The organism is Actinokineospora sp. UV203, assembly GCF_056323665.1.
Window position 1 is genome coordinate 665,834 of sequence record NZ_CM150484.1, and the last position, 23,764, is coordinate 689,597.

Annotated in this window: 21 protein-coding genes and 2 pseudogenes; 13 read left to right on the forward strand and 10 right to left on the reverse strand. The window is 71.0% G+C overall.

Annotated elements, in window-relative coordinates:
• Positions 1 to 48: 48 nt before the first annotated feature.
• Entirely contained in the window at positions 49 to 669 is a 621-nt protein-coding gene (locus tag ACUZ2Y_RS03040; protein ID WP_476326652.1) for a DJ-1/PfpI family protein, read from the forward strand.
• Entirely contained in the window at positions 666 to 1,130 is a 465-nt protein-coding gene (locus ACUZ2Y_RS03045) for a MarR family winged helix-turn-helix transcriptional regulator (RefSeq protein ID WP_476326654.1), read from the forward strand. The genes ACUZ2Y_RS03040 and ACUZ2Y_RS03045 overlap by 4 nt, the downstream gene beginning before the upstream one ends.
• A gap of 64 nt (positions 1,131 to 1,194) precedes the next feature.
• On the opposite strand, the gene ACUZ2Y_RS03050 is transcribed toward ACUZ2Y_RS03045, so the two are convergent.
• The gene (locus ACUZ2Y_RS03050; protein WP_476326656.1) at positions 1,195 to 2,097 is read right to left on the reverse strand and encodes an alcohol dehydrogenase catalytic domain-containing protein; all 903 of its coding nucleotides are present in this window, start codon (positions 2,095 to 2,097) and stop codon (positions 1,195 to 1,197) included.
• Positions 2,098 to 2,205: 108 nt separating this feature from the next.
• On the opposite strand from ACUZ2Y_RS03050, the gene ACUZ2Y_RS03055 reads away from it, so the two are divergent.
• A complete protein-coding gene (locus ACUZ2Y_RS03055; RefSeq protein ID WP_476326658.1) occupies positions 2,206 to 2,613 on the forward strand; it encodes a winged helix-turn-helix transcriptional regulator in 408 nt (135 codons plus the stop codon).
• Between the two features lie 9 nt (positions 2,614 to 2,622).
• Here ACUZ2Y_RS03055 and ACUZ2Y_RS03060 read toward each other — a convergent pair whose 3' ends face one another.
• The 8 genes from ACUZ2Y_RS03060 to ACUZ2Y_RS03095 form a co-directional block, all read right to left on the reverse strand.
• Positions 2,623 to 3,612, reverse strand: a complete 990-nt coding sequence (locus ACUZ2Y_RS03060; RefSeq protein ID WP_476326660.1) for a hypothetical protein — start codon at positions 3,610 to 3,612, stop codon at positions 2,623 to 2,625.
• 28 nt (positions 3,613 to 3,640) lie between these two features.
• Positions 3,641 to 4,465 carry a hypothetical protein gene (locus ACUZ2Y_RS03065; protein WP_476326662.1) on the reverse strand — a complete coding sequence of 275 codons (825 nt, stop codon included), beginning with the start codon at positions 4,463 to 4,465 and terminating at the stop codon, positions 3,641 to 3,643.
• A gap of 284 nt (positions 4,466 to 4,749) precedes the next feature.
• A complete protein-coding gene (locus tag ACUZ2Y_RS03070) occupies positions 4,750 to 5,487 on the reverse strand; it encodes a class I SAM-dependent methyltransferase (RefSeq protein WP_476326664.1) in 738 nt (245 codons plus the stop codon).
• A 202-nt stretch (positions 5,488 to 5,689) separates the two neighbouring features.
• Entirely contained in the window at positions 5,690 to 6,937 is a 1,248-nt protein-coding gene (locus tag ACUZ2Y_RS03075) for an RNA polymerase sigma factor (RefSeq protein ID WP_476326666.1), read from the reverse strand.
• 33 nt (positions 6,938 to 6,970) lie between these two features.
• Positions 6,971 to 7,336, reverse strand: coding sequence for a YciI family protein (locus tag ACUZ2Y_RS03080; protein ID WP_476326668.1), 366 nt, complete (start codon positions 7,334 to 7,336; stop codon positions 6,971 to 6,973).
• Positions 7,337 to 7,470: 134 nt separating this feature from the next.
• Positions 7,471 to 8,907, reverse strand: a complete 1,437-nt coding sequence (locus tag ACUZ2Y_RS03085; RefSeq protein WP_476326670.1) for a S28 family serine protease — start codon at positions 8,905 to 8,907, stop codon at positions 7,471 to 7,473.
• Positions 8,908 to 9,036: 129 nt separating this feature from the next.
• Positions 9,037 to 9,696 carry a hypothetical protein gene (locus ACUZ2Y_RS03090; protein ID WP_476326672.1) on the reverse strand — a complete coding sequence of 220 codons (660 nt, stop codon included), beginning with the start codon at positions 9,694 to 9,696 and terminating at the stop codon, positions 9,037 to 9,039.
• A gap of 109 nt (positions 9,697 to 9,805) precedes the next feature.
• Positions 9,806 to 11,251: a KamA family radical SAM protein gene (locus ACUZ2Y_RS03095; RefSeq protein WP_476326673.1), complete on the reverse strand. Its 1,446-nt coding sequence runs from the start codon at positions 11,249 to 11,251 to the stop codon at positions 9,806 to 9,808.
• A gap of 78 nt (positions 11,252 to 11,329) precedes the next feature.
• Here ACUZ2Y_RS03095 and kdd point away from each other — a divergent pair, with 78 nt between their 5' ends.
• The 7 genes and pseudogenes from kdd to ACUZ2Y_RS03130 form a co-directional block, all read left to right on the forward strand.
• Positions 11,330 to 12,367 (forward strand): L-erythro-3,5-diaminohexanoate dehydrogenase, encoded by a 1,038-nt coding sequence (gene kdd / locus ACUZ2Y_RS03100; RefSeq protein ID WP_476326675.1) that lies wholly within the window; start codon positions 11,330 to 11,332, stop codon positions 12,365 to 12,367.
• Between the two features lie 2 nt (positions 12,368 to 12,369).
• Positions 12,370 to 13,974, forward strand: a complete 1,605-nt coding sequence (locus tag ACUZ2Y_RS03105) for an amidohydrolase (protein ID WP_476326677.1) — start codon at positions 12,370 to 12,372, stop codon at positions 13,972 to 13,974.
• The gene (gene kamD / locus ACUZ2Y_RS03110; RefSeq protein ID WP_476326679.1) at positions 13,971 to 15,557 is read left to right on the forward strand and encodes a lysine 5,6-aminomutase subunit alpha; all 1,587 of its coding nucleotides are present in this window, start codon (positions 13,971 to 13,973) and stop codon (positions 15,555 to 15,557) included. The genes ACUZ2Y_RS03105 and kamD overlap by 4 nt, the downstream gene beginning before the upstream one ends.
• On the forward strand, positions 15,554 to 16,336 hold the full coding sequence (kamE, locus tag ACUZ2Y_RS03115; RefSeq protein WP_476326681.1) for a lysine 5,6-aminomutase subunit beta: 783 nt from the start codon (positions 15,554 to 15,556) through the stop codon (positions 16,334 to 16,336). The genes kamD and kamE overlap by 4 nt, the downstream gene beginning before the upstream one ends.
• Positions 16,333 to 16,716, forward strand: a complete 384-nt coding sequence (gene kal, locus ACUZ2Y_RS03120; RefSeq protein WP_476326683.1) for a 3-aminobutyryl-CoA ammonia lyase — start codon at positions 16,333 to 16,335, stop codon at positions 16,714 to 16,716. Before kamE ends, kal begins: the two co-directional genes overlap by 4 nt.
• 133 nt (positions 16,717 to 16,849) lie before the next feature.
• A complete protein-coding gene (locus ACUZ2Y_RS03125; protein WP_476326685.1) occupies positions 16,850 to 18,925 on the forward strand; it encodes an AMP-binding protein in 2,076 nt (691 codons plus the stop codon).
• Positions 18,926 to 19,217: 292 nt separating this feature from the next.
• A pseudogene (locus tag ACUZ2Y_RS03130) lies at positions 19,218 to 19,816 on the forward strand (AMP-binding enzyme); the annotation flags it as partial.
• Here ACUZ2Y_RS03130 and ACUZ2Y_RS03135 read toward each other — a convergent pair.
• Positions 19,813 to 20,718 (reverse strand): cyclase family protein, encoded by a 906-nt coding sequence (locus ACUZ2Y_RS03135; RefSeq protein WP_476326687.1) that lies wholly within the window; start codon positions 20,716 to 20,718, stop codon positions 19,813 to 19,815. The pseudogene ACUZ2Y_RS03130 and the gene ACUZ2Y_RS03135 sit on opposite strands and share 4 nt — an antisense overlap.
• A 172-nt stretch (positions 20,719 to 20,890) precedes the next feature.
• Here ACUZ2Y_RS03135 and ACUZ2Y_RS03140 point away from each other — a divergent pair.
• The 3 genes and pseudogenes from ACUZ2Y_RS03140 to ACUZ2Y_RS03150 form a co-directional block, all read left to right on the forward strand.
• Positions 20,891 to 21,037 (forward strand): annotated as a pseudogene (locus tag ACUZ2Y_RS03140) (zinc ribbon domain-containing protein); the annotation flags it as partial.
• 166 nt (positions 21,038 to 21,203) lie between these two features.
• On the forward strand, positions 21,204 to 22,802 hold the full coding sequence (gene lnt, locus ACUZ2Y_RS03145; RefSeq protein ID WP_476326689.1) for an apolipoprotein N-acyltransferase: 1,599 nt from the start codon (positions 21,204 to 21,206) through the stop codon (positions 22,800 to 22,802).
• Between the two features lie 45 nt (positions 22,803 to 22,847).
• Positions 22,848 to 23,618 (forward strand): polyprenol monophosphomannose synthase, encoded by a 771-nt coding sequence (locus ACUZ2Y_RS03150; RefSeq protein ID WP_476326691.1) that lies wholly within the window; start codon positions 22,848 to 22,850, stop codon positions 23,616 to 23,618.
• The last annotated feature ends 146 nt before the right edge of the window (positions 23,619 to 23,764 follow it).

The window sequence follows — 23,764 nt, forward strand, 5'->3', positions numbered from 1 at the left end:
CCGCCGATCCATGTTGACAGGACACTGTCAAAATGACAGAATACTGTCATGACTTCAGACATCCTCGTAGCTGTGTATTCGGGCCTGGCGGACTGGGAGATCGGTTACGTCACCGCCGGCCTCAACTCACCCGCCTTCCAGCGCGAACCCGGGCGGTTCCGGGTGCGCACGGTCGCGGAGACGGCCGCGCCGATCACCACCATGGGCGGGCTCGCCGTGACCCCCGACCTCACCATCGCCGACGCCGACATCGATGGCGCGGCCCTACTGTTGTTGCCCGGCGCGGATTCCTGGCTCGAAGGCGAACACGCCGCGTTCGCCCAGGCGGCGGCCCGCAGGCTCGACGCGGGCAGCCCCGTCGCCGCCATCTGCGGCGCCACGGTCGGTCTCGCGGCGGCGGGCCTGCTCGACACCCGCGCGCACACCGGAAACGCGCCCCAGCAACTGGCGATGGCGGAGGCGTACCAGGGGGAGTCGCGTTTCCTGCCTGATCGCGCGGTCGTCGACCAGGGGCTGATCACCGCGGGTGCGGCCAGCCCGCTGGAGTTCGCCCGGGAGATCTTCCGGGTGCTCGACGTGTACGAGCCCGACGTGCTGGAGGCGTGGTACCAGCTCAACGCGACTGGCGACCCCAAGTGGTTCTTCGCGCTGATGGAAGCCGTCGGGTGAGCACCGAACCCCGCACGCCCGGAGGTGACGCGCTGACCGACATCATCGTGCGCACCTTCCACCTCAACGGCGCATTCCTCCGGGCGGCCGAACACATCTCCCGACCACAGGGCCTGACCCCGTCGTGGTGGCAGGTGCTCGGCGGCGTCCTCGACCAACCCCGCTCGGTCGCCGACATCGCCCGCGAAATGGGCATGGCCAGGCAGAGCGTCCAGCGAACAGCGGACCTGTTGGTGGACAGAGGACTCGCCGAGTACCTGCCGAACCCGGCCCACGCCCGGGCGAAACTGGTCCGTCCCAGCGACGCGGGCTGGAAAGCCATCCACGGCATGGGCGCCGCCCAACACGCCTTCACCAACCGGGTGGCCGCCCAGTTCACGGACGCGGAACTGCGAACGACCGCGGAAGTGATGCGGAGGCTGGGCGTGGCGTTGGCGGGGGACGAGTCCAACCAGGTGTGAGTCGACGCCAGGTCCGAACCACACCCGCGACGAGGTGACCTGGTCGCGGGTGTGGTTCGCCTGTTCAGCTTGGGATGAGCAGGTGGCGGCCGCGGATGCCACCGGCCGCCACGGCCTTGTGCGCGAGCGCGGCCTGCTCCAGCGGCAGCGTCGCGTGGATGCGGACCGGCAGGGTGCCCTCGGCGGTCGCGGCGAGCGCCTTGGCCAGCGTCGGGCTGTCGGCGGCGACCATCACTGCCTCCGTTCGGACCCGGCCCGCGCCATCGGGCACCGCGGGCGGGATGACGCCGACGTAGTGTCCACCGTCGCGGGTCAGGGCGACCGCCGCGTCGGCCAGGACCGCCGCGTCCACAACCGCGTCGTAAGAACCGGTCGGTTCGGTGATCAGGGCGGACGCGCCCGCGGCTGCGACGAACTCGGCGTCGGTCGATCGGGCCAGGCCGGTCACCCGCCAACCGCGCTCGGCGGCGAAGGCGACCGCGTAGCCGCCGACTCCTCCGGCCGCGCCCGTGACCAGCAGTGTCCGACCTTCCGGCACGCCAAGCAGGTTCACCGCCTGTGCCGCGGTCAGCGCGTTGAGCGGGACCGTGGCGGCGTCGGTCAGCGACAGCCCGTCGGGCACCACGGCAGCCGCGCCCGCGGGCACGACGACCTCTTCCGCGTACGACCCCAATGCCCGGTCGACGCCCTCGGACAGCGCGGCGACCCGATCGCCTACGGCGAAGCCTGTACCAGGGCCGACCGCCGTGACGGTTCCCGCGACGTCCCAGCCGAGACCGACGTGGTCGGGCTGGTTGATCCAGCCCAGGTCGTGGAAGGCGCCCGAACGGGTCTGCAGGTCCACCGGGTTGACCCCGGCGGCGGCGACCCGGACGCGGATCTCGCCCGGGCCGGGCTCGGGGGTGGCGATGTCGATGATCTCGATGGCGTCGGGGGACCCGGGCGCGGTGATCACGGCGGCTCGCATGGAAAGCTCCCTGGTGTCGGTATGTCCGTACGAGGACTACCCTGCGGGATGTAGCTCTCCATTGGTAAGTAGGCACCTGTAGGTGCGTAACTCACGAAGAGGTGTGCGATGCCGACCATGACCGCGGCGCAGCGCCGTGCCCTGGCCAAGGCCGAGTTCGACTCCTACCTGGCAGGCTGCGCCAGCAGGCAGGTCCTCGACCGACTCGCCGACAAGTGGGTCACCCTGGTCCTGTGCGCCTTGGGGGACAACGGTTCGCCGATGCGCTACTCCGAGATCGCCCGGCGGATCGCCGGGGTCAGCCAGAAGATGCTCACCCAGACCCTGCGCACCCTCGAACGCGACGGGCTGATCATCCGCACCGTCACCCCGACCGTCCCGGTGACCGTCGACTACGCGCTGACCGACCTCGGGGCCTCGCTGCTGGAGATCGTCCGACAGCTCAAGGGCTGGTCCGACACCCACGTCCACCTGATCATCGGCGCCCGCTCCGACTTCGACGCCCGCCAGAACTGACGACACCGGTCAAAGCCCCGGCGGGACCCGCTCCGCCCGCAGGTGCCGCTTGAGTGCCTTGCGGTAGACAGGTTCCCCGTCCACCATCGTCCACACCGGCGTCAACCGGGTGCCGATCGCGCGCAGGTGCGGCCGGGCCATCTCGGTTTGCCCCGCCTGCGCGAACACCGCCGCGAACACGTTGTGGATCTCCAGGGCGAACGGGTGCCCGCCCGGGCCGCGCAGCCACCGCTCGGCGGCCCGGCCGACCTCGGCGACCGCCGGGCTGGTGCGGGCGAGGTGGTCGTACCGCGCGGAGAACGCGGCCTGCCGCTCCTTCCAACCGGCGTCCTTGGCCACCCGCCCCAGCCGCCGCGCCACCGCCAGGTGGGCCGAGGCGATCAGCGACAGCCGCGGGTCACCCGAGCGGGCCCGGTCCACGCAGCCGCGGGCGAACGCGAGCATCTCGGACTGGTCTTCCCGCGCCGCCAGCACCGTGAGCCGGTTGCGGTGCGCGGAGAACAGGGTCGGGCAGCGCCGCTGGGATTCCGCCCACACTGAGTCGACCCGGCCGCGGTCGACCTCCAGCAGCGACCCGACGAGCTGCAGGTGGTCCACGGGCACCGCGTCCTTCGGCAGGGCCGCGGCCGCCCGGTTGAGCGGGGCCGCCGCCTTGCGCAGGTACGACAGCGCCACCGCCGCCCGCCCGCGGGGCAGCTCGGTGATCGGCACGTCGCCCGCGATCACCAGTGCCTCCCGCACGAAAATTGTGCCCGCCAACACAAGCAGGTCCGGGTTGTCGTTGTCCTCCGCCAATTCCAGGATGCCCCGGCCCTGCCCGACGAGCCGCTCGGCCAGCACCGCCACCCGCAGCGACCGGACTTCGGGGCGGTCACGGCACTCCGCGAGGATGGTGGCCACCGGCCGCAGCCGCGACTCGGCCAGCTCCGCGACCGCGGCCGAGAGCGCGCTGTCGTGCCACGCCCGATCCCAGGTCACGGGCGGCTGCGCTGAGGGCATGGGGGTGGGGCGTCCTTTCGTCAAACGGTCAGGAGTTGCGCAAGCGGGCCGCGGCCGTGCGGTACCGCTGCTCGCCGCCGATCCAGTCCCAGGCGGCGACGGACACATGGCCCTCCATCGCGCGCAGGTGCGGCGCCGCGTGCTCATGGTCGCCCATCGCGACGAACACCGCCGCGAACATATTGTGCGCCCACGTGGTGCGGGGCAGCGCCAGCGTCCCGACGAGCAACTTGGCCGACGCCTCGACGAGCTCGTCGCGCCACCTGGCGCAGAACCGGCCGACGTTGCCGACGCGCCGGTCGTGGTGCGCGGCGGTCTCGAACACCGCCGAGACCAGCACCGCGACCACCGGGTGGCCGTTCGGGGCCAACGCCACGCGTTCGCGGGCGAAGGCGAGCATCTCGGACTCGTCGCCCTTGCCCCACTTCGGCGCCAGCGTCTGCACCCGGCTGTCATTGGCCGACACCAGCAGCGGCGCCCGTCTGTCCACTTCGGACCACAACTGGTCCTTGTGGGCGCGGTCGAACTCCAGCCCGCGGCTCACCGGGAACATCTCCGACCACGGCACCGGGTCGTCGGTGAGCAGGTCGGCCGCCCGCCGCAGCGGCACGACCGCCTGCGTCAGATGCGCGTGGAACACCCGGAACCGCTTCTCACCCACGGCGGCGGACAACCCGGTGCCGCGGATCGCCCACGCCTCCTTGGTGAAGATCGCGCCCGCCAACAGGAACATGTCCGGATCCCGGGACTGCACACCGATGTCGAGGACCCGCTCGCCGAACCCGATGAGCCGCTCGGCCAGGACGTCGACGCGGTGCGCGCGCAGCTCAGCGTCCGCGCGGCACTCGGTCAAAACCGTTCCAGCGGCCCGAACCCTGCCCTCATCAGCCTCAGCGACCGCGGCGGCAAGCGCCGCATCAGGCCACCGCGGGGCACGCACAACCTTCGGCTCCGGCCGATCTGCGCCACCGCCGACTCTGCCGACCCGCAACCACCCCATGCCGCCAAACCCTACTGTGACATGGCGCTGTGACATGGCGCCGCCTTCGGCGGCGCCGATCGCGGCTACCACCCACGGGCCTGCCTGGGCTGGTACCTGGACAGCGTCCAATTCGCCGCCGCGCCTGGACGACCCGTTCAGGCGATGAGCAGACGCCCGCCAAGGTCTGCCGCGTCGAGATCGACGAAGTCGCGGTTGCGTTCGGCCCACTGGCCGGATGCGAGGTCATCACGGAGGCTGCGCACTGCCCGCTGTTCGGCGACCGGCCCGACTCTGGCCCAGATCGACATCCCGCGGCGGATATTCTCATCCAGGTACGCCTCGGGCCTGCGCCAGTAGGCCTCGTAGAAGCCGTCCGCGCAGTTCCACGGAATGAGCACCGGTTCCACCCGGGCTCCGATCGAGCGGGCCAGCTCGGCCGGCGACGGCCGGCCGACGAGAAGGCCAGCGCGCTCGGGCAGATAATCGCGATCCAGCCAAAACAGATCGAGGGCACTGAAGTCCTTCGTGAACACCACCACGCGGCGAGCGACACGACGCATCTCGCGCAGACCCGCCATCGGGTCCTGCCAGTGATCGATGGTGGCGAAAGCCATCGCGGCGTCGAAGGACTGGTCCTCGAACGGAAGGCTCTCCGCGAAGGCAGCCACGCACGGCGCTGCGCCTGCGGGGCGCTGCGCCCGCATGACCGCCGACGGCTCCACCGCGGTGACGTCACGGTCGGAGGGCTCGTAAGAGCCGGTGCCCGCCCCGACATTCAGCACGGTCCGCGCATCGCCGAGCGCGGCCCAGACCTGGGACGCGATCCGCGGCTCGGTACGCCGCGTCACGGCGTAAGTGGCTCCGATGGTGTCATACAACTGCGCGCTGGACATGACCCTGCCCTCCTGACTCTGGCACCTGCTTCGGAAAGAACGGGCCGGGGCACACGACAGACAAGAACCACCTGGCAGCCCAACTCGCCAGTCTCCCAGGACACCGAAAGGAGCCAGCCGGCAGATCAACAAGTGGGGCCAAAACTCGTTCCCAGGTGGGACCAACATTTGTTCGCGTAGTCGCCCGGTTTCGACACGGGTTTCAAGATATTCGCGCGGCCCGTGCGGAGAGCAGCTCACGCTCGCGTTCGTTGCCGGTCAACGCCGCCGCACGCTCGAACTCGGCCTTCGCCTCCGCGCCCCGCCCGGCCTTGAGGAGCAGGTCGCCGCGCACGCTGGCAAGGAGGTGATAGCCCGCCAGCGACCTTTCCCCCTCGAACGGCGCCAACACGGCCAGCCCCGCCTCCGGCCCGAACGCCATGCCGTGCGCGACCGCGCGGTTGACCTCCACCACCGGGTTCGGCGCGAGCCCGCCCAGCACGTCGTAGAGGCCTGCGATGCGCGCCCAGTCGGTGTGCTCGGCCCGAGCCGCGCGGGCGTGGCACGCGGCGATCGCGGCCTGGATGACGTAGGGGCCGACCGGCACGTCGAGTGCCTCGGCCCGGTCGAGCGCGTCGAGGCCGCGGCGGATCAGCAGCCGGTCCCAGCGGGAGCGGTCCTGCTCCAGCAGCAGCACGGGGGAGCCGTCGGCGGCGGTCCGCGCGGCGGTGCGTGAGGCCTGGATCTCCAGCAGCGCCTGCAATCCGTGTGCCTCGGGCTCGTCGGGGACCAGCGCGGCCAGCACCCGGGCCAGCCGCATCGCCTCCTCGCACAGGGCCGGGCGCATCCAGTCCCCGCCCGCGGTGGCCGAGTAGCCCTCGTTGAACACGAGGTAGATCACGCCCATGACGTCGGCCAGCCGCGCTCGGCGCTCGCGCCCGGTGGGCAGGTCGAACTCGACCTTCGCCTCGGTGAGGGTGCGCTTGGCGCGGGACACGCGTTGGCCGATGGTGGCGTCCTTCGCCAGGAATCCGCGGGCGATCTCCGCGGTCGTCAGGCCGCCGACCAGGCGCAGGGTCAGCGCGACCCGCGCCTCGGTGGGCAGGACCGGATGGCAGGTCATGAACATCAGCCGCAGGACGTCGTCCTCGATGTAGTCGACCGCCCCGGCGAAATCGGGGATGTGCGACTCGCTCGTCGCGTGCCCGAGTTCCTCGGTCTTGCGGCGCAGCGTGTCCGCGCGCCGGAAGTGGTCGACCGCGCGCCGCTTGGCCACGGCCATGAGCCAGGCGCCCGGGTTGTCCGGGACGCCCGACTCGGGCCACTGCTCGATCGCCGCGACCAGCGCGTCCTGCGCGAGATCCTCGGCCAGACCCACGTCCCGGGTCATCCGCACGAGACCGGCGACCAGCCGCGTCGACTCGTGCCGCCACACCGCCGCGACGGCCGGGTCAGTCTCTCGGGTGCCCACAGTGGACGATCAGAGCACCCGTGTGACGCCGGATCAAGTCCGGGGCGGCGGGCCGCCGATCTGGCGGACCAGCACCGAGCCTTCCCAGTCGGGCCAGTGGTCCTTGTGGATCTGGACGACCCGGCGCGCGCCCGCCACCGCCTCCTCGTGGCTGCGGGCCTCGATGACCGCGTAGCCGCCGACGACCTCCTTGGCCTCGGTGTACGGGCCGTCGGTCACCGTGACCTCGCCCCCGGTCAGCCGGACCTCGGTGCTGTCCTTGAGGCCGAACAGGCCGCCCGCGTCGAGCATCGACCCGGCGCCGAACATCTGGTCCATCTCCGCGCCCATGACGTCGACCAGCTCCTGCGGTGGGTTGCCGACGTCCTCGGCCATGTTGACGAACACCATGTACCTCATCGAGAACTCCTTTCGTGCGGCCCGTGGTGAGCCTGCCACGAAGGCGTCGAACGGGCCGGGCGCGGTTCGACACGGCACACGAACGAAAAACGCGCCCCGGCGGAAAGTCCGCCGGGGCGCGTCATTTTCGTCGACTAGAAGGGGCGACGAGTGTTGCGTGGCTCGGCCCGGTCGAGGTCGCTGACCTCGGGAACCGTGATGTCGGCCGACTGCGAAGACTGCACGGTCGGGACCGCGACACCCGCCCAGCGACGCAGCGCCGCCGTCGCGGCGTCACGCTCGGCCGGGACCAGCGCGGCGATGTTCGCCCCGTGGTTGGCGCCCGGCGCGGTGTAGGTCAACGAGTCGCGGCCGCTGGGCACGAACGGCTCCGCGCCCCACGGGTCGTTCTGGCCGTAGACGAACAGCATCTCGCTCGACCGGGTCCGCACCCACGAGTCGATGTCGAGCATCGGCCGCGCGTCGTGCCGGGCCCGCAGGTTCGGCGGCAGGCTCGAGTTCGCCTGGTAGAGCCCCGGGTACTTGGTGAGGCCCCGGAGGTGGTCGAAGGTCAGCGACGGCCAGCCGAGCTGGGTCGCGGCCTGCCGGAAGTACGGCGCGTAGGGGAGGATCCCCTGGTCGGAGTAGAACGAGAAGCCGCTGACGTTGTCGATGAAGGTGTAGAGCTCATCGGTCGACGCCGTCGCCGCGGGCACCGTCGCGCAGTCCGCCTGCTTCGAGTACTGCCAGAACGCCCACGCGGTGTCGAGGACGACCATCTCGAAGGCCTTGTCGATGTCGCCGAAGACCTGGTTGAAGGTCATCCCATCGGCCTGCGCGTGCGCCTTGTACTTCGCCAGCATCTCGGTGCGCCTGGTCAGCGCCTCCCGCTGCACGCCGTCGAGGCGGGCGCGGCAGTCCGCGTCGGTGCCGACGGTGTCGAAGAACTTGTCGTACGCGCTGTCGAGGCGGTTCATCTTGTCGTTGGGCGCGACGTAGGCGACGACGCCGTCGACGTCACCGGGGTAGAAGCGGCGGTGGTAGACCGAGGTCATGCCGCCCTTGCTGGCCCCGGTGGAGATCCACTTCTGCGCGTAGACGGGGCTCAGGGCCTCGACGATGCGGTGGTGGTCGGTGGCGGCCTGCCAGATGTTCAGGTCGTCCCAGTCGGCCGGGTCCGGGCGGCTCGGGCTGAAGAACCGCTGCTCCACCGAGATCTGGTTGCCGTCGACGAGCCGCGTCGGCTCGGAGCGGAACGCGTTCGCCGGCATGTTGTAGCCGGTGGTGTGCAGGATCATCGGCCGGTCGGTGGCCTTGTGCAGCAACTGGAACCGCTGCTCGAACGGCTGGCCCGAGGCGTCGCGGTGGTCGACCGGCTGGTTGTAGGTGAGCTTGAAGAACCGGTACCCGGCGGGCGGGGTAGCGGATTCGGACACCACGGTCAGCCCGGGGATCGCCCGAAGCTGGTCGGCGATGTCCGCGCTCTGTGCCACGGGTGCCGCGGTCACGGGGGAGACCCCGGTCGCGATCAGACCCATGGCCGCCGCCGCCACTAATGTGGCCGCGAGCGTCCGACTTCTACGGATGAGCACGCCCTGATCTCCTTTTGTCATCTCGCCGCGTGGTTCGACGGCAGGGTTGCGCGAGTCTTGCGCACTGTGCCGCTCAGCGAAAGGGTGCGGCAGGATCATCCGATGACTGACCCGGTCCGAGTGGCGGCTTCAGACTTCGCGGACGCTGTCGACCGTGCGCTGGTGGTACTCGCGCATCGTGGCCAGCGGCTCGGCCGCGGTGGCGTCGCCGGTCGCCTCGGTGGCTACGACGACGAAGCTCTTGGGGCCCGCGATGTAGCGGGACCACATCACGGCCTTCACGCCCTGACGCGTGTACGAGGTCGTGAAGTCGCAGGCGGCGAACTCGCCCGCGACAAGCGCCGGTTTCACGTCGGTGATCGCGACATCGGTCGCACCCTCGCCCTTGAGCGTGTCCGCCTTCGCCCGGACCAACGCCTCCAGCTCGCGCGGCTTGATCACCATCTCCATGAACGCCACGGTGACCTCGGCGACGGCCTTCTTGCTCAACCGCACCGTGTAAACCCGCTGCGGGGGCTCCTTGACCGATTCGTCAGGAGTCACCTTCCGGGGCAGCATCACGGAGAATCCCGTGGCCAAGTCGGGGAACATCGTCCAGCCCGCGCCCGGAGGGATCGGTGCGATCAGCGGCATCGGGGCGGCGGAGGTGGTGGCCGGGGTCGGCGACGAGGTCGTGGTCGTGGAGGAAGTCCCGGGGCTGGGCGCGGAGGCAGTGCCCGCGCCCGAGCAGGAGGTGGCACTGACGGCCACGAGAAGCGCGCCGAGGGCGCGGACGAGCGACGATCGCATGAAATCCCCAGTATGTGCGCAGACGAACGCCCCGGCCATCACGGCCGGGGCGTTCGCACACCATAACCGCGCGCCCCGACCAGACCTCACCTGGTCGGGGCGCGCCTGCTCACGCCTGGTGCTCCGGGTTGTCCCGCCAGAACTGCTGTCCCGCCGCGCCGAGGGTGGAGATGGGGTCGTAGTACGGGTAGCGGCGGCTGAGGATCGCGGCGGCCTCCTCGGCCTCCATGCGTTCCGTGCCCGCGCGGTAGTTCTTCGTCCAGTACGAGATGCCCAGCTCGCGGTCGTACTCGGCGAGTTGGTGGACCCAGCGCTTACCGACATACGGGACGTCGCAGATGATGCGGGGCGTCGCGTAGCCGGGGAGGTAGCCCATGATCGCGTGCTGCAGTTCCTGCGCTTCCCACACCGCGACCCGCCAGTGTTCGGCGTTGGGGATCATGTCGCACATGTAGAAGTAGTACGGCAGGATGTTCGCCTCGCCCTGCAGCGCGAAACACAGGTCCAGCAACGCTTCCGGGGTCGCGTTGACCCCGCGCATCAGGACGCCCTGGTTGCGGACGTCGCGGACGCCGACCTCCAGCGCGGTGCGCGCCGCCTCCGCCACCAGCGGGGTCACCGACTGCACGTGGTTGACGTGGGTGTGGATCGCCAGGTTCACCCCGCGCCGGGCGGCCGTGCGGGCCACCCGCTCCAAGCCCTCGACCACACTCGGCTGCAGCCAGTGCTGCGGCAGACCCGCGAGCGCCTTCGTGGCCAGGCGGATGTCGCGGACGGTCTCGATGTCGAGCAGCCGCATCAGGAACAGCTCAAGCTGCTTCCACGGCACGTTCGCCACGTCGCCGCCGGAGACGACCACGTCCCGCACACCGGGGGTGCGCTTGAGGTAGTCGATCATCTGGTCGTAGCGGTCGACCGGCTTCAACGTCAGCTTGTGCTTCTCCACCTGCGGGGTGGAGTTGCCGACCAGGTCCATCCGGGTGCAGTGCCCGCAGTACTGCGGGCACGTCGAGAGCATCTCCGCGAGGACCTTCGTCGGGTAGCGGTGGGTCAGCCCCTCCACCACCCACATCTCCGCCTCGTGCAGCGAGTCGCGCTCCGAGTGCGGGTGCGACGGCCACTGCGGGTCGCGGTCGGACCGCACCGGCAGCATGTAGCGGCGCACCGGGTCGGCGAAGAACGCCTCGGTGAACTCCGGCGTCGTCGTCTCCGCCGTCGGGGCCATCGTGTTGAGCATCTGCGGCGGCAGCAGCATCGACATCGTCGCCAGCTGCTGCTGATCCGCCGCCAGCTCGTCGTAGAACGACTCCGCGAGCAGGTCGCCGACAACAGCGCGCAGCTGCTTCGCGTTCTTCACGCAGTTCACCCGCTGCCACTGCGCGTCGCGCCACTGGGCCTCGGTGACCTTCGACCAGCCCGGGAACCGCCGCCAATCCGGTTCGACCAGCTCACGCCGGACGTACTCATAAGGCTGTTCACCGGCGTGGTGGACCGCGTCGGACACCGTCGTCGCCGGGGTATCCGGCTTCAGCTCTGCAACACGCAGGGCAGTCATATGTGCTCCTCGCCGTTCGGGTGGCGTAAAGATATGCTGCCATACGACTCGAACGACGTAAATCTTACGGAGGTCGCCTTGACGGAAGCCCGCCCTGTGTCCCCTTACGGGCTGCACCGCGTGCTCGAACCCGCCGGGGTGCTGCCCCAGCAGGCACAACGGCTCGACCCCGACCCGACACCGCGCGCCGACGAGGTCGTCGTCGCCGTCGAGAAGCTCAACCTCGACGCCGCCTCCTACCGGCAACTCCGGGAAGAACACGGCACGGGCGAAGCGGTCCGCGCCGCTGTCCTCGCGATCGTCGAGGCGCGCGGGAAGATGCAGAACCCGGTCACCGGGTCCGGCGGCATGCTGCTGGGCACCGTCGCCGGGGTCGGCCCCGAGTCGCCGCTGGGCCTCAAGGTCGGCGACCGGATCGCGACCCTCGTCTCGCTCACGCTGACCCCGCTGCGCATCACCGACGGCCTCGCCGACTGGGACGGCGAAGGCGAACAGGTCCCGTGCACCGGCACTGCCGTGCTCTTCGGCCGCTCCATCGCCGCGGTCCTGCCCGCGGACCTGCCCGACGGCCTCGCGCTGTCCGTGCTCGACGTGTGCGGCGCGCCCGCCCTGACCGACCGGGTCGTGCGCGACGCCGGTGAAGGCGCGTCGGTCTGCGTGTTCGGCGGCGGCGGCAAGTCCGGCTCGCTCTCCCTGGTCGCCGCGCGCCGCGCCGGTGCGGGCCGCGTCGTCGCGCTCGTCCCCACCGAGCGTGAGGCCGAGGCGGTCCGCGAGGCAGGCCTGGCCGACGAGGTCGTCATCGCCGACGCGCGCGACCCGCTCGCCGTCGCCGAAGCCGTCGGCACCCCGGTCGACGTCACGGTCGTCTGCGTGGACGTCCCCGGTTGCGAGCACGGCGCGGTCCTCGCCACGGCCCAGGGCGGCACGGTGATCTTCTTCTCCATGGCCACGTCGTTCGCCGCCGCCGCGCTCGGCGCCGAAGGGCTCGCCGCGGACGTGCGGATGCTCATCGGCAACGGCTACGTGCCTGGTCACGCCGAGTTCGCCCTCGACCTGCTGCGCGCCGAGCCCGGGGTGCGGGCCCTGTTCGAGTCACGCGAACGGCAGACTGCTTGACCATGACGACCGCGCACCCCCGGACCACCCTGCTGACCGGCGGAAAGATCCACTCCCCGGCCGACCCGCACGCCACCGCCATGGCCGTCGAGGACGGCACCGTGGTGTGGCTCGGCCAGGACTCCGTCGGCCGCACGATGTATTCCGGCGCCGACGAGACCGTCGAACTCGACGGCGGTTTCGTCGCGCCCGCGTTCGTCGACGCCCACGTGCACGCCACCTCGGCAGGGCTGCTGCGCACCGGGCTGGACCTGACCGGGTGCGCGTCGCTCACCGAGTGCCTCGACGCGGTCCGCGCCCACGTGCGCACGACCGGGAACGCGCTGGTGTGGGGCCACGGGTGGGACGAGACGACCTGGCCGCAGCGGCGCACACCCACCCGGGCCGAACTCGACGCCGCCGCGCAGGGCACGCCCGTGTACCTCTCGCGCATCGACGTGCACTCCGCGCTGGTGTCCTCGGCGCTGCTGGAGCACGCGCGGGGCGCCGACGGGTTCAGCGAGGACGGCCCACTCAGCCGCGACGCCCACCACCGGGTCCGCCGGGCCGCCCTCGCCGCGATCACCCCCGCCCAGCGCGCCGAGGCGCAGACCGCGTTCCTGCGCCACGCGGCCGAGATGGGCATCGCGTCGGTCCACGAGTGCGCCGGACCCGACATCTCGGGCACCGACGACTTCGCCGACCTGCTGGCCCGCACCGACGGTCCCGAGGTCGTCGGCTACTGGGGCGAGCTCGGGACCGCCGACCTGGCCGCCCGGCTCGGCGCGCGCGGTCTGGCAGGCGACCTGTTCGTCGACGGCGCCATCGGTTCCCGCACCGCCGCCCTGTGCCACCCGTATACCGACGCCCCCGACACCAGCGGCGCCCTCTACCTCGACGCGCCCGCCATCGCCGAGCACCTGCGGATCTGCACCGAGGCGGGCATCCAGGCCGGGTTCCACGTGATCGGCGACAGCGCCGTCGCCGAGGTGATCGACGGCTTCGCGATCGCGGAGAAGACCGTCGGACGCGAAGCCCTCGCCGGGGCCCGGCACCGCCTCGAACACCTGGAGATGGTCACCGCCGAGCAGGCCGAGCGGTTCGGCCAGTGGGGTGTGGTCGCGTCCGTGCAGCCCCTGTTCGACGCCGCCTGGGGCGGACCGGACGGCATGTACACCGAGCGGCTCGGCGAGCGCGGCACCACGCTCAACCCGTTCTCCCGCCTCGCCGCGGCCGGGGTGATCCTCGCCCTGGGCTCCGACGCCCCCGTCACCCGCGTGGACCCGTGGGCCACCGTCCAAGCCGCCGTGCACCACCGCACCGACGGCCACGGCCTGTCCGCCCGGGCCGCGTTCACCGCCCACACCAAGGGCGGCTGGCGCGCGGCGGGTGTCGACGACGGGATCACCGGGACCCTGCAGCCCGGCGCCCCCGCCACCTACGCCATCTGGGACGCCCCCGAACTCGTCACCGCCACCCCCGATTCCCGCGTGCAGCGCTGGTCCACCGACCCCCGCTCGCGCGTGCCCGCCCTGCCGCCGCTGCACCCCGGCGCCGAACTTCCCGTCTGTCTGCGCACCGTCCTACGCGGTCGCACCATCCACCACCGCGAGGAGCACCACCAGTGAGCCAGACTCGGGCCCTGCTGGACCTTGACCCGCAGGTCGTCGCCACCGCGCGCGGCCTGGCCGCCAAGGCCGCCGCGCCGGTCATCGACATCGCGCGCGCCCACACCACGGTCGCCGTCGAACGCGCGACCCTGCGCCTGGCCGGGATCACCGGGGCCGACACCACCCACCGCGCCGGTGACGTGCCCTGGGTCAACCGGGTCGTCGACACCGTCCGCGAGCACTGCGGCCTCGAACACGGCGTGACGCTGCCGGTGTTCCACGCGCTGCGTGAACACGACCTCGGCAGCCTCACCGAGTTGGCCGAGGCCACCGCCGCCGGGCAGATCCAGTTCACGATCCCCGCCGGCCGCGCCGCCGGCTCCGCCGCCAAGGCCGCCCGCGTCGCCGTCGCCAAGGGCCTGCGCACCGTCGACCGCAACCGCGGCAGGCGCGACAAGCTCGTCACGAAGCTCGGCGACCCGCCCCGGCGCCCCTGGATCTACCTGATCGTCGCGACCGGCGACATCGACGAGGACGTCGTGCAGGCCGCCAACGCCGCCCGCGCCGGCGCCGACATCATCGCCGTCATCCGCTCCACCGGGCAGTCGCTCCTGGACTACGTGCCAGAAGGCGCCACCCACCATGGGTTCGCAGGCACCTACGCCACCCAGGAGAACTTCCGCATCATGCGGGCCGCCCTGGACGAGGTGTCCAAGGAGGTCGGCCGCTACGTGCGGCTCACCAACTACGCCTCCGGCCTGTGCATGCCCGAGATCGCGGTGCTCGCGGGCCTGGAACGGCTCGACATGATGCTCAACGACTCGATGTACGGGATCCTGTTCCGCGACATCAACCCGATCCGCACCTTCGTCGACCAGCGGTTCTCCCGCCAGGTCCACGCCCGCGCCGGGATCATCATCAACACCGGCGAGGACAACTACCTCACCACCGCCGACGCCGTCGACGCCGCGCACACCGTCACCGTCTCGCAGCTGCTCAACGAGCACTTCGCGCACGAGGCCGGGCTGCCCGACGAGCTGCTCGGCCTCGGGCACGCCTTCGAGATCAACCCAAAGGTGCCCGACTCGTTCCGGCTCGAACTCGCCCACGCGCTGCTCGCCCGGGAGCTGTTCCCCGACGCGCCGCTCAAGTGGATGCCGCCGACCAAGCACATGACCGGCGACGTGTTCAACGGCTACCTCCTAGATGGATTTTTCAATCTTGCGGGGGTGCTTACCGGCCAGTCGATCCTGCTGGTCGGGATGATGACCGAAGCCGTGGTGACCCCGTTCCTGTCCGACCGCGACCTCGCCCTGGCCAACGTCCGCTACGTCCTGGACGCGGCGGGCAGCCTCCGCGAGGACTTCCGCCCCGCCCCGGACGGCTTGATCGTCAAGCGCGCCCACCAAGTCCTCGGTGAGGCTGTCGACCTGCTGGACCGGATTGTCGACGACGGCCTGCTCAACGCCATCGCGGACGGCACCTTCGGCCTGATGAAGCGGCCCGCGGACAAGGGCAAGGGCGCCGACGGCGTCATCGAGAAGGCCGACGGCTACCTCAACCCCGCCACCACCCTGCTCGACGAGGGAGCGACCAAGTGACCACGACAGAAGATCCCAAGGTCGCGACACCTAAGACAAAGCGGTACGTGCGCCCCTACGGCGACACCACCGGCGACGGCATGGCGCAGATGTCGTTCACCCTGCCCATCCCGTTCGGCCCCCGCGCCGACGGCGCCGCCCAGCAGCTGGCGAACAAGATGGGCATGGACCCGGCGATGGTGGTGCACAGCCACCCCATCGGCGAGGACTTCACGTTCTTCGTCGTCTACGGCTCCGTGCAGCACATCGTCGACCTCGACGCCGTCAAGGTCGTCGAACGCGAATACCCCCTGCTGCCGCCATCGGAAGTCAACACAGCTGTGAAGCGTCTCCTGCGCCGCAAGATGGTCGTCGTCGGCGCCTGCATCGGCACCGACGCGCACACCGTCGGCATCGACGCGATCCTCAACATCAAGGGCTTCGCGGGCGAGAAGGGCCTGGAGTACTACCGGGAGCTGCGCGTGGTGAACCTCGGCGCCCAGGTGTCCATCCCGGAGCTCGTCAAGGCCGCCCGCGCCGACAAGGCCGACGCCGTCCTGATCTCCCAGGTCGTCACCCAGCGTGACGCGCACATCCTCAACACCCAGGAGATGTCGGCGGCGTTCCGCGAGGCGATGGGGGAGCGCTGCCCGCTGCTCATCGCCGGCGGACCCCGCTTCGACCCGCTGATGGCCGCCGAACTCGGCGTCGACCGCGTCTTCAGTCGCGGCACCACCCCCGGCGAGGTCGCCAGCTACCTGGCGCACGCCATCTCCCAGCGAAAGGAACACCACGCATGACCCGCGAGGTCGGCTTCACCGTCACCCACCGGAACTACGTGCCGCACTCGCACGCCCACTACGGCGGCAGTCTCGTCGACGGCGCGTACGGCCTCGGGCTCTTCGGCGACGTGGCCACCGAGATGTGCATCCGCACCGATGGTGACGAAGGTCTCTTCGCAGGCTACAACGCGGTCGAATTCCTCGCGCCGATCCGCGCGGGCGACGTCGTCGAGGCGACCGCGACGCTCACCCGGATAGGCACCCGATCCCGTGACCTCGACTTCGAGGTCCGCGTGGTCTGCCGCGCGGCGCCCGAGCGCGGCGACTCGGCCGCCGACGTCCTCGATCCGCCGATCGTGGCGACGCGAGCAAAAGGCACCGTGGTCGTGCCCGGATAGTGACGGAAACCGAGCAGTTTGGGCCGAATGGATGAACGGATGCTTGCGCCGAATAGTCGTTCGCTGATAACAACCGGTCCCACACTTGTCAGTTGTGGCCTGGGGCACTCAGGTCGGGCGATGACGGAGGACCATGCCGACCGAGCTCGTCGAGGTGGAGCTCACTCTCGATCATTCGCCTGAGCAAGTCTGGGATGTCCTGAGTGATCTGGAGCTGTACCCGCGCTTCGCCCGTGAGGTCGCCGCGGTCGACCGCTTCGGCGCCACCGCGCCGGGCCGCGGCGCGAAGTTCCGGGTGCGATTCAGCGTGGGCTCGGCCAAGCCGGTCCTCGACGAGGTGGAGATCCTCGTCCACCGCCCACACGAGCACCTGGTGCTCGTCAGCCCGCGGTGGGAAGGCGGGCACCTCACTGTGCGTCTCGAACCGGCCTCCCGCGGCCGCACGCTCGTGCAGGTGATGCTCTCGCTTCCCGAGGGCATCACCGCCGGGACCGTGCTGACCAACTCCTGGGTGCGCAGACGGGTCCGCAAGGCCCTGTCGGTGATCGACCACCACCTCGCGGGACGGGCCGTCACCAGCTCGCCGACGCGGATCGACCAGTCCTCCCGCAGCCAGTCCGCGCTCAACGTCGCACTCACCCTGGCGCGCGCCGGGGTGTTCACCCCCGGCCGCCCAGACCGGCTGGTCCGCCAGCTCAACGCGTTGGCCCGCTGGGGCCCCACCTTCGCCGGGGGCTACCGGGCCGCCGCCGCGGCCAACCCCGACCACCCGGCCATCATCGACGAGCGCGGCGAGCTGAGCTTCGACGAGATCGACCGGCGCACCACCCGGCTGGCCAACGGCCTGACCGAGCACGGGGTCCGGCCGGGTCGCCGGGTCGCGCTGATGTGCCGCAACCACGCCGGGATCGTCGAGGCCGTCATCGCCTGCGGCAAGCTCGGCGCCGACGTGCTCATGGTCAACACCGGGCTCTCGGCGGACCAGATCGCCGACCTTGTCGACCAGCACCGCCCGATCGCGCTGCTCGCCGATGACGAGTTCGGCCCGCTGTTCCACAACCTGCCCGCCTCGCTGCCGTGGATCTCCACCTGGAGCGCGGCGCCCGGACAGGTCAGCACCGACACCATCACCCAGGACGCGACCTCGACCGCCCTGCGCCCGCCCGCGACGCCCAGCAAGATCATCGTCATGACCTCGGGCACCACGGGCGTCCCCAAGGGCGCGCGCCGCCGCAACCCGCCCGGGCTCAGCGCCGCCGCGTCGGTGTACTCCCGCATCCCGCTGCGCTTCCACGAGACGATGCTGATCCCGGCGCCGATGTTCCACACCTGGGGGCTGGCCGCGGTGCAACTGGGCATGCCGCTGCAGGCCACGCTCGTGCTGCAGCGCCGGTTCGACCCCGAGTCCGCGCTGCGCGCCATCGCCGAGTTCGGCTGCACGTCGATGTTCGCCGTGCCGATCATGCTGCAGCGCATCCTCGACCTGCCCGCCCGCGTCCGGGCCCGCTACGACACGTCCTCGCTGCGCGTGGTCGCCAGCAGCGGCTCGGCCATGTCGGGGTCGTTCGTCACCCGGTTCATGGACACCTTCGGCGACATCCTCTACAACTTCTACGGCTCCACCGAGGTCTCCTGGGCGAGCATCGCCGACCCGGCCGACCTGCGCGCCGCCCCCACCACCGCCGGCCGGTGCCCGGTCGGCACCCGCGTGGGCATCCTCGACCCGTCCGGCAAGCCGCTGCCGCCCGGCGCCGTCGGGAGCATCTGCGTGGGCAACGAGATGCTGTTCGAGGGCTACACCAACGGCAGCCGCAACGAGATGCACTCCGACCTGATGGTCACCGGCGACCGCGGCTACCTCGACGCGGACGACCGGCTGTTCGTCTGCGGCCGGGACGACGACATGATCATCTCCGGTGGGGAGAACGTGTTCCCACGGCCGGTGGAGGACCTGCTGATGGGCCTGGCCGAGGTCGACGACGCGGCCGTGGTCGGCGTGCCCGACCGGGAGTTCGGCCAGCGGTTCGTCGCGTATGTGGCGCTGCGGCCGGGGGCCCGGCTCGAGGCGACCGACGTGCGGCACTACGTGCACGACCACCTGGAGCGGTTCTCGGTGCCCAGGGACGTGTTCTTCGTCCGGCGGGTGCCCCGCAACGCCACCGGCAAGGTTGTCAAGCGGCTCCTCGCCGATCAGGACCTGACCGCCTGACGCTCGGCCGCCGCCTGCGCTGATCACGGACCGTAGGCGGCGGATCAGACAATCGCGTGCCGTCGATTTGTGTCGCGCGTGACAACTCTCAAGCGGCCATTCGGACCGCTGGTTACGCCAATTGGGTGGCGGTGATCAGTACTGGGCCGAACGGCCGAGTCGCTGCTTGTGTCGGGTGACGCTGCGCTGATAACTACCGCAAACACGCAGGTGGTAGCAGCGAGGAATCGCGCAGGCGCATGACGGAGGGTCATGGTCGACCGAGCTCATCGAAGTCGAGCACACGCTCGACCCCGCGGACCTGAGGGCCGCGCCCACCACCGCGGGCCGCTGCCCGGCCGGAACCAGGGTCGGCATCCTCGACGCCGACGGCGTGCCGCTGCCTCCGGGCAACATCGGCAGCGTCTGCGTCGGCAACGAGCTGCTGTTCGAGGGCTACACCAACGGCACCCGCAACCGGATGCACGACGACCTGATGGTCACCGGAGACCGCGGCTACCTCGACGCCGACGGCAGGCTGTTCGTCTGCGGGCGCGACGACGACATGATCGTCTCCGGCGGCGAGAACGTGTTCCCCCAGCCGGTGGAGGACTGCTGACAAGGCTGCCCGAAGTCGAGGACGCCGCCGTCGTCGTCGTCCCCGACCAGGACTACGGGCAGCGCTTCGCCGCCTACGTGGTGCTCCGCCGCGGCGCGCACATGGAGGCCGTCGACCTGCGCCACTACGTCCGCGACCACCTGGAACGGTTCTCCGTCCCCAGGGACGTCTTCTTCGTCCGCCGCGTCCCCCGCAACGCCACCGGCAAGGTCGTAAAACGGTTGCTACATGGCGACGGCACCGCCGACCGGGCGGGTGGGGTAGCCAATGCGAAGAGGCCGAGTGGGTGTTAGACCACCGCGTAGGCGCGTACTGGGAACGTGCCTAGGCCTATCACCGGGACTGGTGCCGCGTGGAAGCGGAAGCCGGAGGGTGGGAGCTGCTCCAGGCCGCGTAGGTGTTCGGCGATGGGGATGCCCGCGCGGAGCAGGCGGGTGTGTGCCGGGCGCAGCGGGTCGTCGGTGCTGTCGATGTTGAGGCTGTCGATGCCGACCAGGGCGGCGCCCTGCTCGACCAGCCAGTCGGCGGCGTCGGCGGTCAGGTACGGGTGACCCTCGAAGTACGCCGGGGTGCGCCAGTTGCGGTCCCAGCCGGTGTGGATGAGCACTGCCCGCCCCGCCACATCGAACGGGAGCAGCGCGGCCTTGTCCACCGCGCGCTGCCCGTCCCCGGCGACCCGCACGACGATGCCGTCGAGGTCGGCGACCCGCTCCAGGGGCAGCCGGGCGAGGTCGGGCTCGCCGTCGAAGCGGTGGGCGGGGGAGTCGACGTAGGTGCCGGTGTTGGCGACCATCGAGATGGTGCCGATGTGGAACTCCGTGTCCGGGCCGTAGACCGAGCGCGACTGCTCGCGGGTCAGGTAGTCGCCCAGTTCCGGTCCCGGGACGCCGGGCAGGGTCGCCATGCCGTGCTCCACCGGGTGGCTCAGCTCGACCAGCCGCGACGTCCGGGCGCGGGCGGTCTCCACGCCGCGTGAGCCCTTGTGCGCCTCGGCGATCATCCGGCGGTTCGACACCCGGACCTCGCCCACCATCAGCAGGCCCAGGTGCCGCACGAGCAGCTCACCGGTCGCCGCGTCGTCCAGGTCCGGTGTGGGGGAGTCGAGGCGGAAACCCTCGACGCTCAGCGAGCCGCCGTTGCGGAAAGCCACCTCGGCGTCGAACTCGACGCGCCACTGCTCAGTCTCATCGGTCACGGGGCGAACCCTAATTCGCCGGTCCGACAACCCCAACGCAAATACGCTGACCTGCACAAACAAAGAAAAGACTCACTGTCGACTTGAGGGTTAGGGTGATGCTTCACACCCTCAACCTGACCTTGAGGCAGCGCCTGCGGGGGCTAATACCTGCTGGGGTACTCATCAGCGCTCCACCCCCGAGTGCGGACAGTGGCACGGTGGGCTCACCCTCGCCGACCGCACCTGGACCTGCACCGGGTGCGGGGGGCCCGTCCACGACCGCGACCACAACGCCGCCACGAACCTCCTGGCGGCGGTGCTCGCCGATGCCGCGTGACCGAGCCTCTCGTTGGGAAGTTTCCCCGGAGAGACGAAACGCCTGTGGAGACCATGTCAGCCTCCGGCCCTGGCCGGAGCAACGGTCAGCGAAGCAGGAAGAATCACTGAGATTCAACGAACGGAGTGCCGGAGAGTGAGCGGCCCCACCCCCGTACGCTGAGCGCGTGGTCGCCCCCGCCGTGCCCCAGGAGCCAGATGTGGCCTCCCGCCCCGAAGCCCCAGCCCGCCGGGGTCGCCGGACAGTCGCCCTGCGCTCGTTGGCCGCACTGGCCGCGGGTGCGCTGGTGTTCCTCAGCGTGCCGCCGCGGCCGACCTGGTGGCTCGCGCCGGTCGGGTTCGCCGTGCTCGCCCTGCTGCTGCACGACCGCCGGGCCCGCGCAGGCTTCGGCTACGGGACGCTGTTCGGCCTCGGCTTCATGGTCCCGCTGCTCGCGTGGACCGGGGTGTTCGTCGGCCCCATCGCCTGGCTGCCGCTGAGCGCGCTCGAAGCCGCCCTCGTCGGGGTGCCGTGCGCCGCGATCGCCGTGGTCACCAGGCTGCGTGGCTGGTACCTGTGGGCCGCGCTGCTGTGGGTCGCGGGGGAGACACTGCGCGCCTACGTCCCGTTCGGCGGGTTCCCGTGGGGCAAGCTCGCCTTCGGCCAGCCCGAAGGCCTCTACCTGCCACTGGCCGCGCTGGGCGGCACGCCGCTGATCGCCTTCGCCGTCACCCTCACCGGGTTCGGGCTCGGCGAACTCGTCCGCCGCGCCCTCATCACCCGCGCACCCCGGGCGCTGGTGATCCCCGCGCTCGCGGCGGTGCTGCCGCTGGCCGCGGGCGTGGCCGCCATCCCCGCCGTGGGCACCGACGCCGACGCGGGCGAGGTCACCGTGGCCGCCATCCAGGGCAACGTGCCGCGCGCCGGGCTCGACTTCAACGCCCAGCGCCGCGCGGTGCTCGACAACCACGTCAAGCGCACCGAGCAGCTCGCCGCCGAACTCGGCGACACGAAACTCGACCTGGTCATCTGGCCGGAGAACGCGTCCGACATCGACCCCTTCCGCAACCGCGACGCCGCCGAGGCGATCGCCCGGGCGGTCAAGGCGATCGACGCGCCGGTCGCGTTCGGCGCGGTCCTCGTGCGCCCGGACGGGCCGCGCAACTCCGTGATCCTCTGGGAGCCAGGTGTCGGCCCGGTCGACGAGTACGTCAAGCGGCAGCTGCAGCCCTTCGGCGAGACGATGCCGATGCGCGAGTTCTTCCGGCTGTTCAGCCCTACCGTCGACCGTGCGGGCACCTTCGTACCCGGCGACGAGGCCACGGTGTTCACGATGGGCCAGGCCAGGGTCGCCCTGGTCACCTGCTACGAGGTCGCCTTCGACGGCGTGGTCCGCGAGTCGGTCCTCAACGGGTCGAACCTGCTGGCCGTGCCCACCAACAACGCGACTTTCGGCCGGACCGAGATGACCTACCAGCAGCTGGCGATGGACCGGATCCGCGCGGTGGAACACGGCCGCACGGTCGTCGTCGCGGCCACCAGCGGGGTCAGCGCGATCATCCTTCCCGACGGCACGGTGACGCAGAGCACGGGCCTGTTCACGCCTGCGGCGCTGGTCGAGCGCGTGCCGTTACGATCAGCGACTACGATGGCGGACCGACTGGGTGTGTGGCCCGAGTGGACCATGGTGTCCGCGGGCCTCGCCGCGCTGGTGATCGCACTGGTGCGCGGCAGGCGCTCACGGTCCGCCGGGGACATGCCGGCCGCGGCGGACACCCACGGATAGTCATATTTGCCCGGTGCGCGCACGCGCCGGCGAGGAGGAACACGGATGACGGACCAGCCGAACGGCCCTTCGCAGCTCGAGCCGGTCCTGGTGGTGATCCCGACGTACAACGAGCGGGACAACCTCGGGCCGATCGTCGAGCGGCTGCACGCCGTTTTGCCCACGACCCACGTCCTGGTCGTCGACGACGGCAGCCCCGACGGCACCGGCGAGCTCGCCGACGCCATGGCGGCCGCGGACGAGCGGGTCAACGTGCTGCACCGCACGGAGAAGGCGGGCCTCGGCGCCGCCTACGTCGCGGGCTTCGGATGGGCGCTGGAGCGCGACTACGCCGTCATCGTCGAGATGGACGCCGACGGTTCGCACGCCCCGGAGGACCTCCCGCGCCTGCTCGACGCGCTCGGCGACGCCGACCTCGTGCTCGGCTCCCGCTGGGTCACAGGTGGGAAGGTCGTCAACTGGCCCATCCGCCGCGAAATCCTCTCCCGCGGCGCGAACCTGTACTCACGGCTGGCGCTCGGCGCGAAGATCCACGACATCACCGGCGGCTACCGCGCTTACCGGCGGGTCGTGCTGGAGAAGCTGAAGCTGCACAACGTGGCGTCGGCCGGGTACTGCTTCCAGATCGACCTGGCGTGGCGGACCGTGGAGGCCGGGTTCACGGTGGTCGAGGTCCCGATCACCTTCGTCGACCGCGTCCGCGGCGAGTCGAAGATGAGCGGCAACATCGTCCGCGAGGCCCTGCTCCGCGTCACCAAGTGGGGCCTGCGCCGCCGCGGCAACCAGCTCAAAACCCTGGTCCGCAAGAAGCCCTGAGTCGCGAGTCGCCCCTCCCGGCAACCGAGTCGCCCCTCCAGGCGAATGAGTTCAACGCCCACGCCGGGCGAATGTCGAACTCATTGGCCGGGAGGGGCGACTCAGTTGCCGGGAGGGGCGACTCGCGACCAAAGGCGACAGCCGCC

Excerpts from the sequence above, each read along its gene's own strand:
- ACUZ2Y_RS03060 (WP_476326660.1), bottom strand. The coding sequence starts at position 3,612 with ATGCCCTCAGCGCAGCCGCCCGTGACCTGGGATCGGGCGTGGCACGAC.
- ACUZ2Y_RS03055 (WP_476326658.1), top strand. The coding sequence starts at position 2,206 with ATGCCGACCATGACCGCGGCGCAGCGCCGTGCCCTGGCCAAGGCCGAG.
- ACUZ2Y_RS03070 (WP_476326664.1), bottom strand. The coding sequence starts at position 5,487 with ATGTCCAGCGCGCAGTTGTATGACACCATCGGAGCCACTTACGCCGTG.
- ACUZ2Y_RS03125 (WP_476326685.1), top strand. The coding sequence starts at position 16,850 with ATGCCGACCGAGCTCGTCGAGGTGGAGCTCACTCTCGATCATTCGCCT.
- ACUZ2Y_RS03050 (WP_476326656.1), bottom strand. The coding sequence starts at position 2,097 with ATGCGAGCCGCCGTGATCACCGCGCCCGGGTCCCCCGACGCCATCGAG.
- ACUZ2Y_RS03095 (WP_476326673.1), bottom strand. The coding sequence starts at position 11,251 with ATGACTGCCCTGCGTGTTGCAGAGCTGAAGCCGGATACCCCGGCGACG.
- ACUZ2Y_RS03150 (WP_476326691.1), top strand. The coding sequence starts at position 22,848 with ATGACGGACCAGCCGAACGGCCCTTCGCAGCTCGAGCCGGTCCTGGTG.
- ACUZ2Y_RS03040 (WP_476326652.1), top strand. The coding sequence starts at position 49 with ATGACTTCAGACATCCTCGTAGCTGTGTATTCGGGCCTGGCGGACTGG.
- kal (WP_476326683.1), top strand. The coding sequence starts at position 16,333 with ATGACCCGCGAGGTCGGCTTCACCGTCACCCACCGGAACTACGTGCCG.
- ACUZ2Y_RS03090 (WP_476326672.1), bottom strand. The coding sequence starts at position 9,696 with ATGCGATCGTCGCTCGTCCGCGCCCTCGGCGCGCTTCTCGTGGCCGTC.
- ACUZ2Y_RS03105 (WP_476326677.1), top strand. The coding sequence starts at position 12,370 with ATGACGACCGCGCACCCCCGGACCACCCTGCTGACCGGCGGAAAGATC.
- ACUZ2Y_RS03080 (WP_476326668.1), bottom strand. The coding sequence starts at position 7,336 with ATGAGGTACATGGTGTTCGTCAACATGGCCGAGGACGTCGGCAACCCA.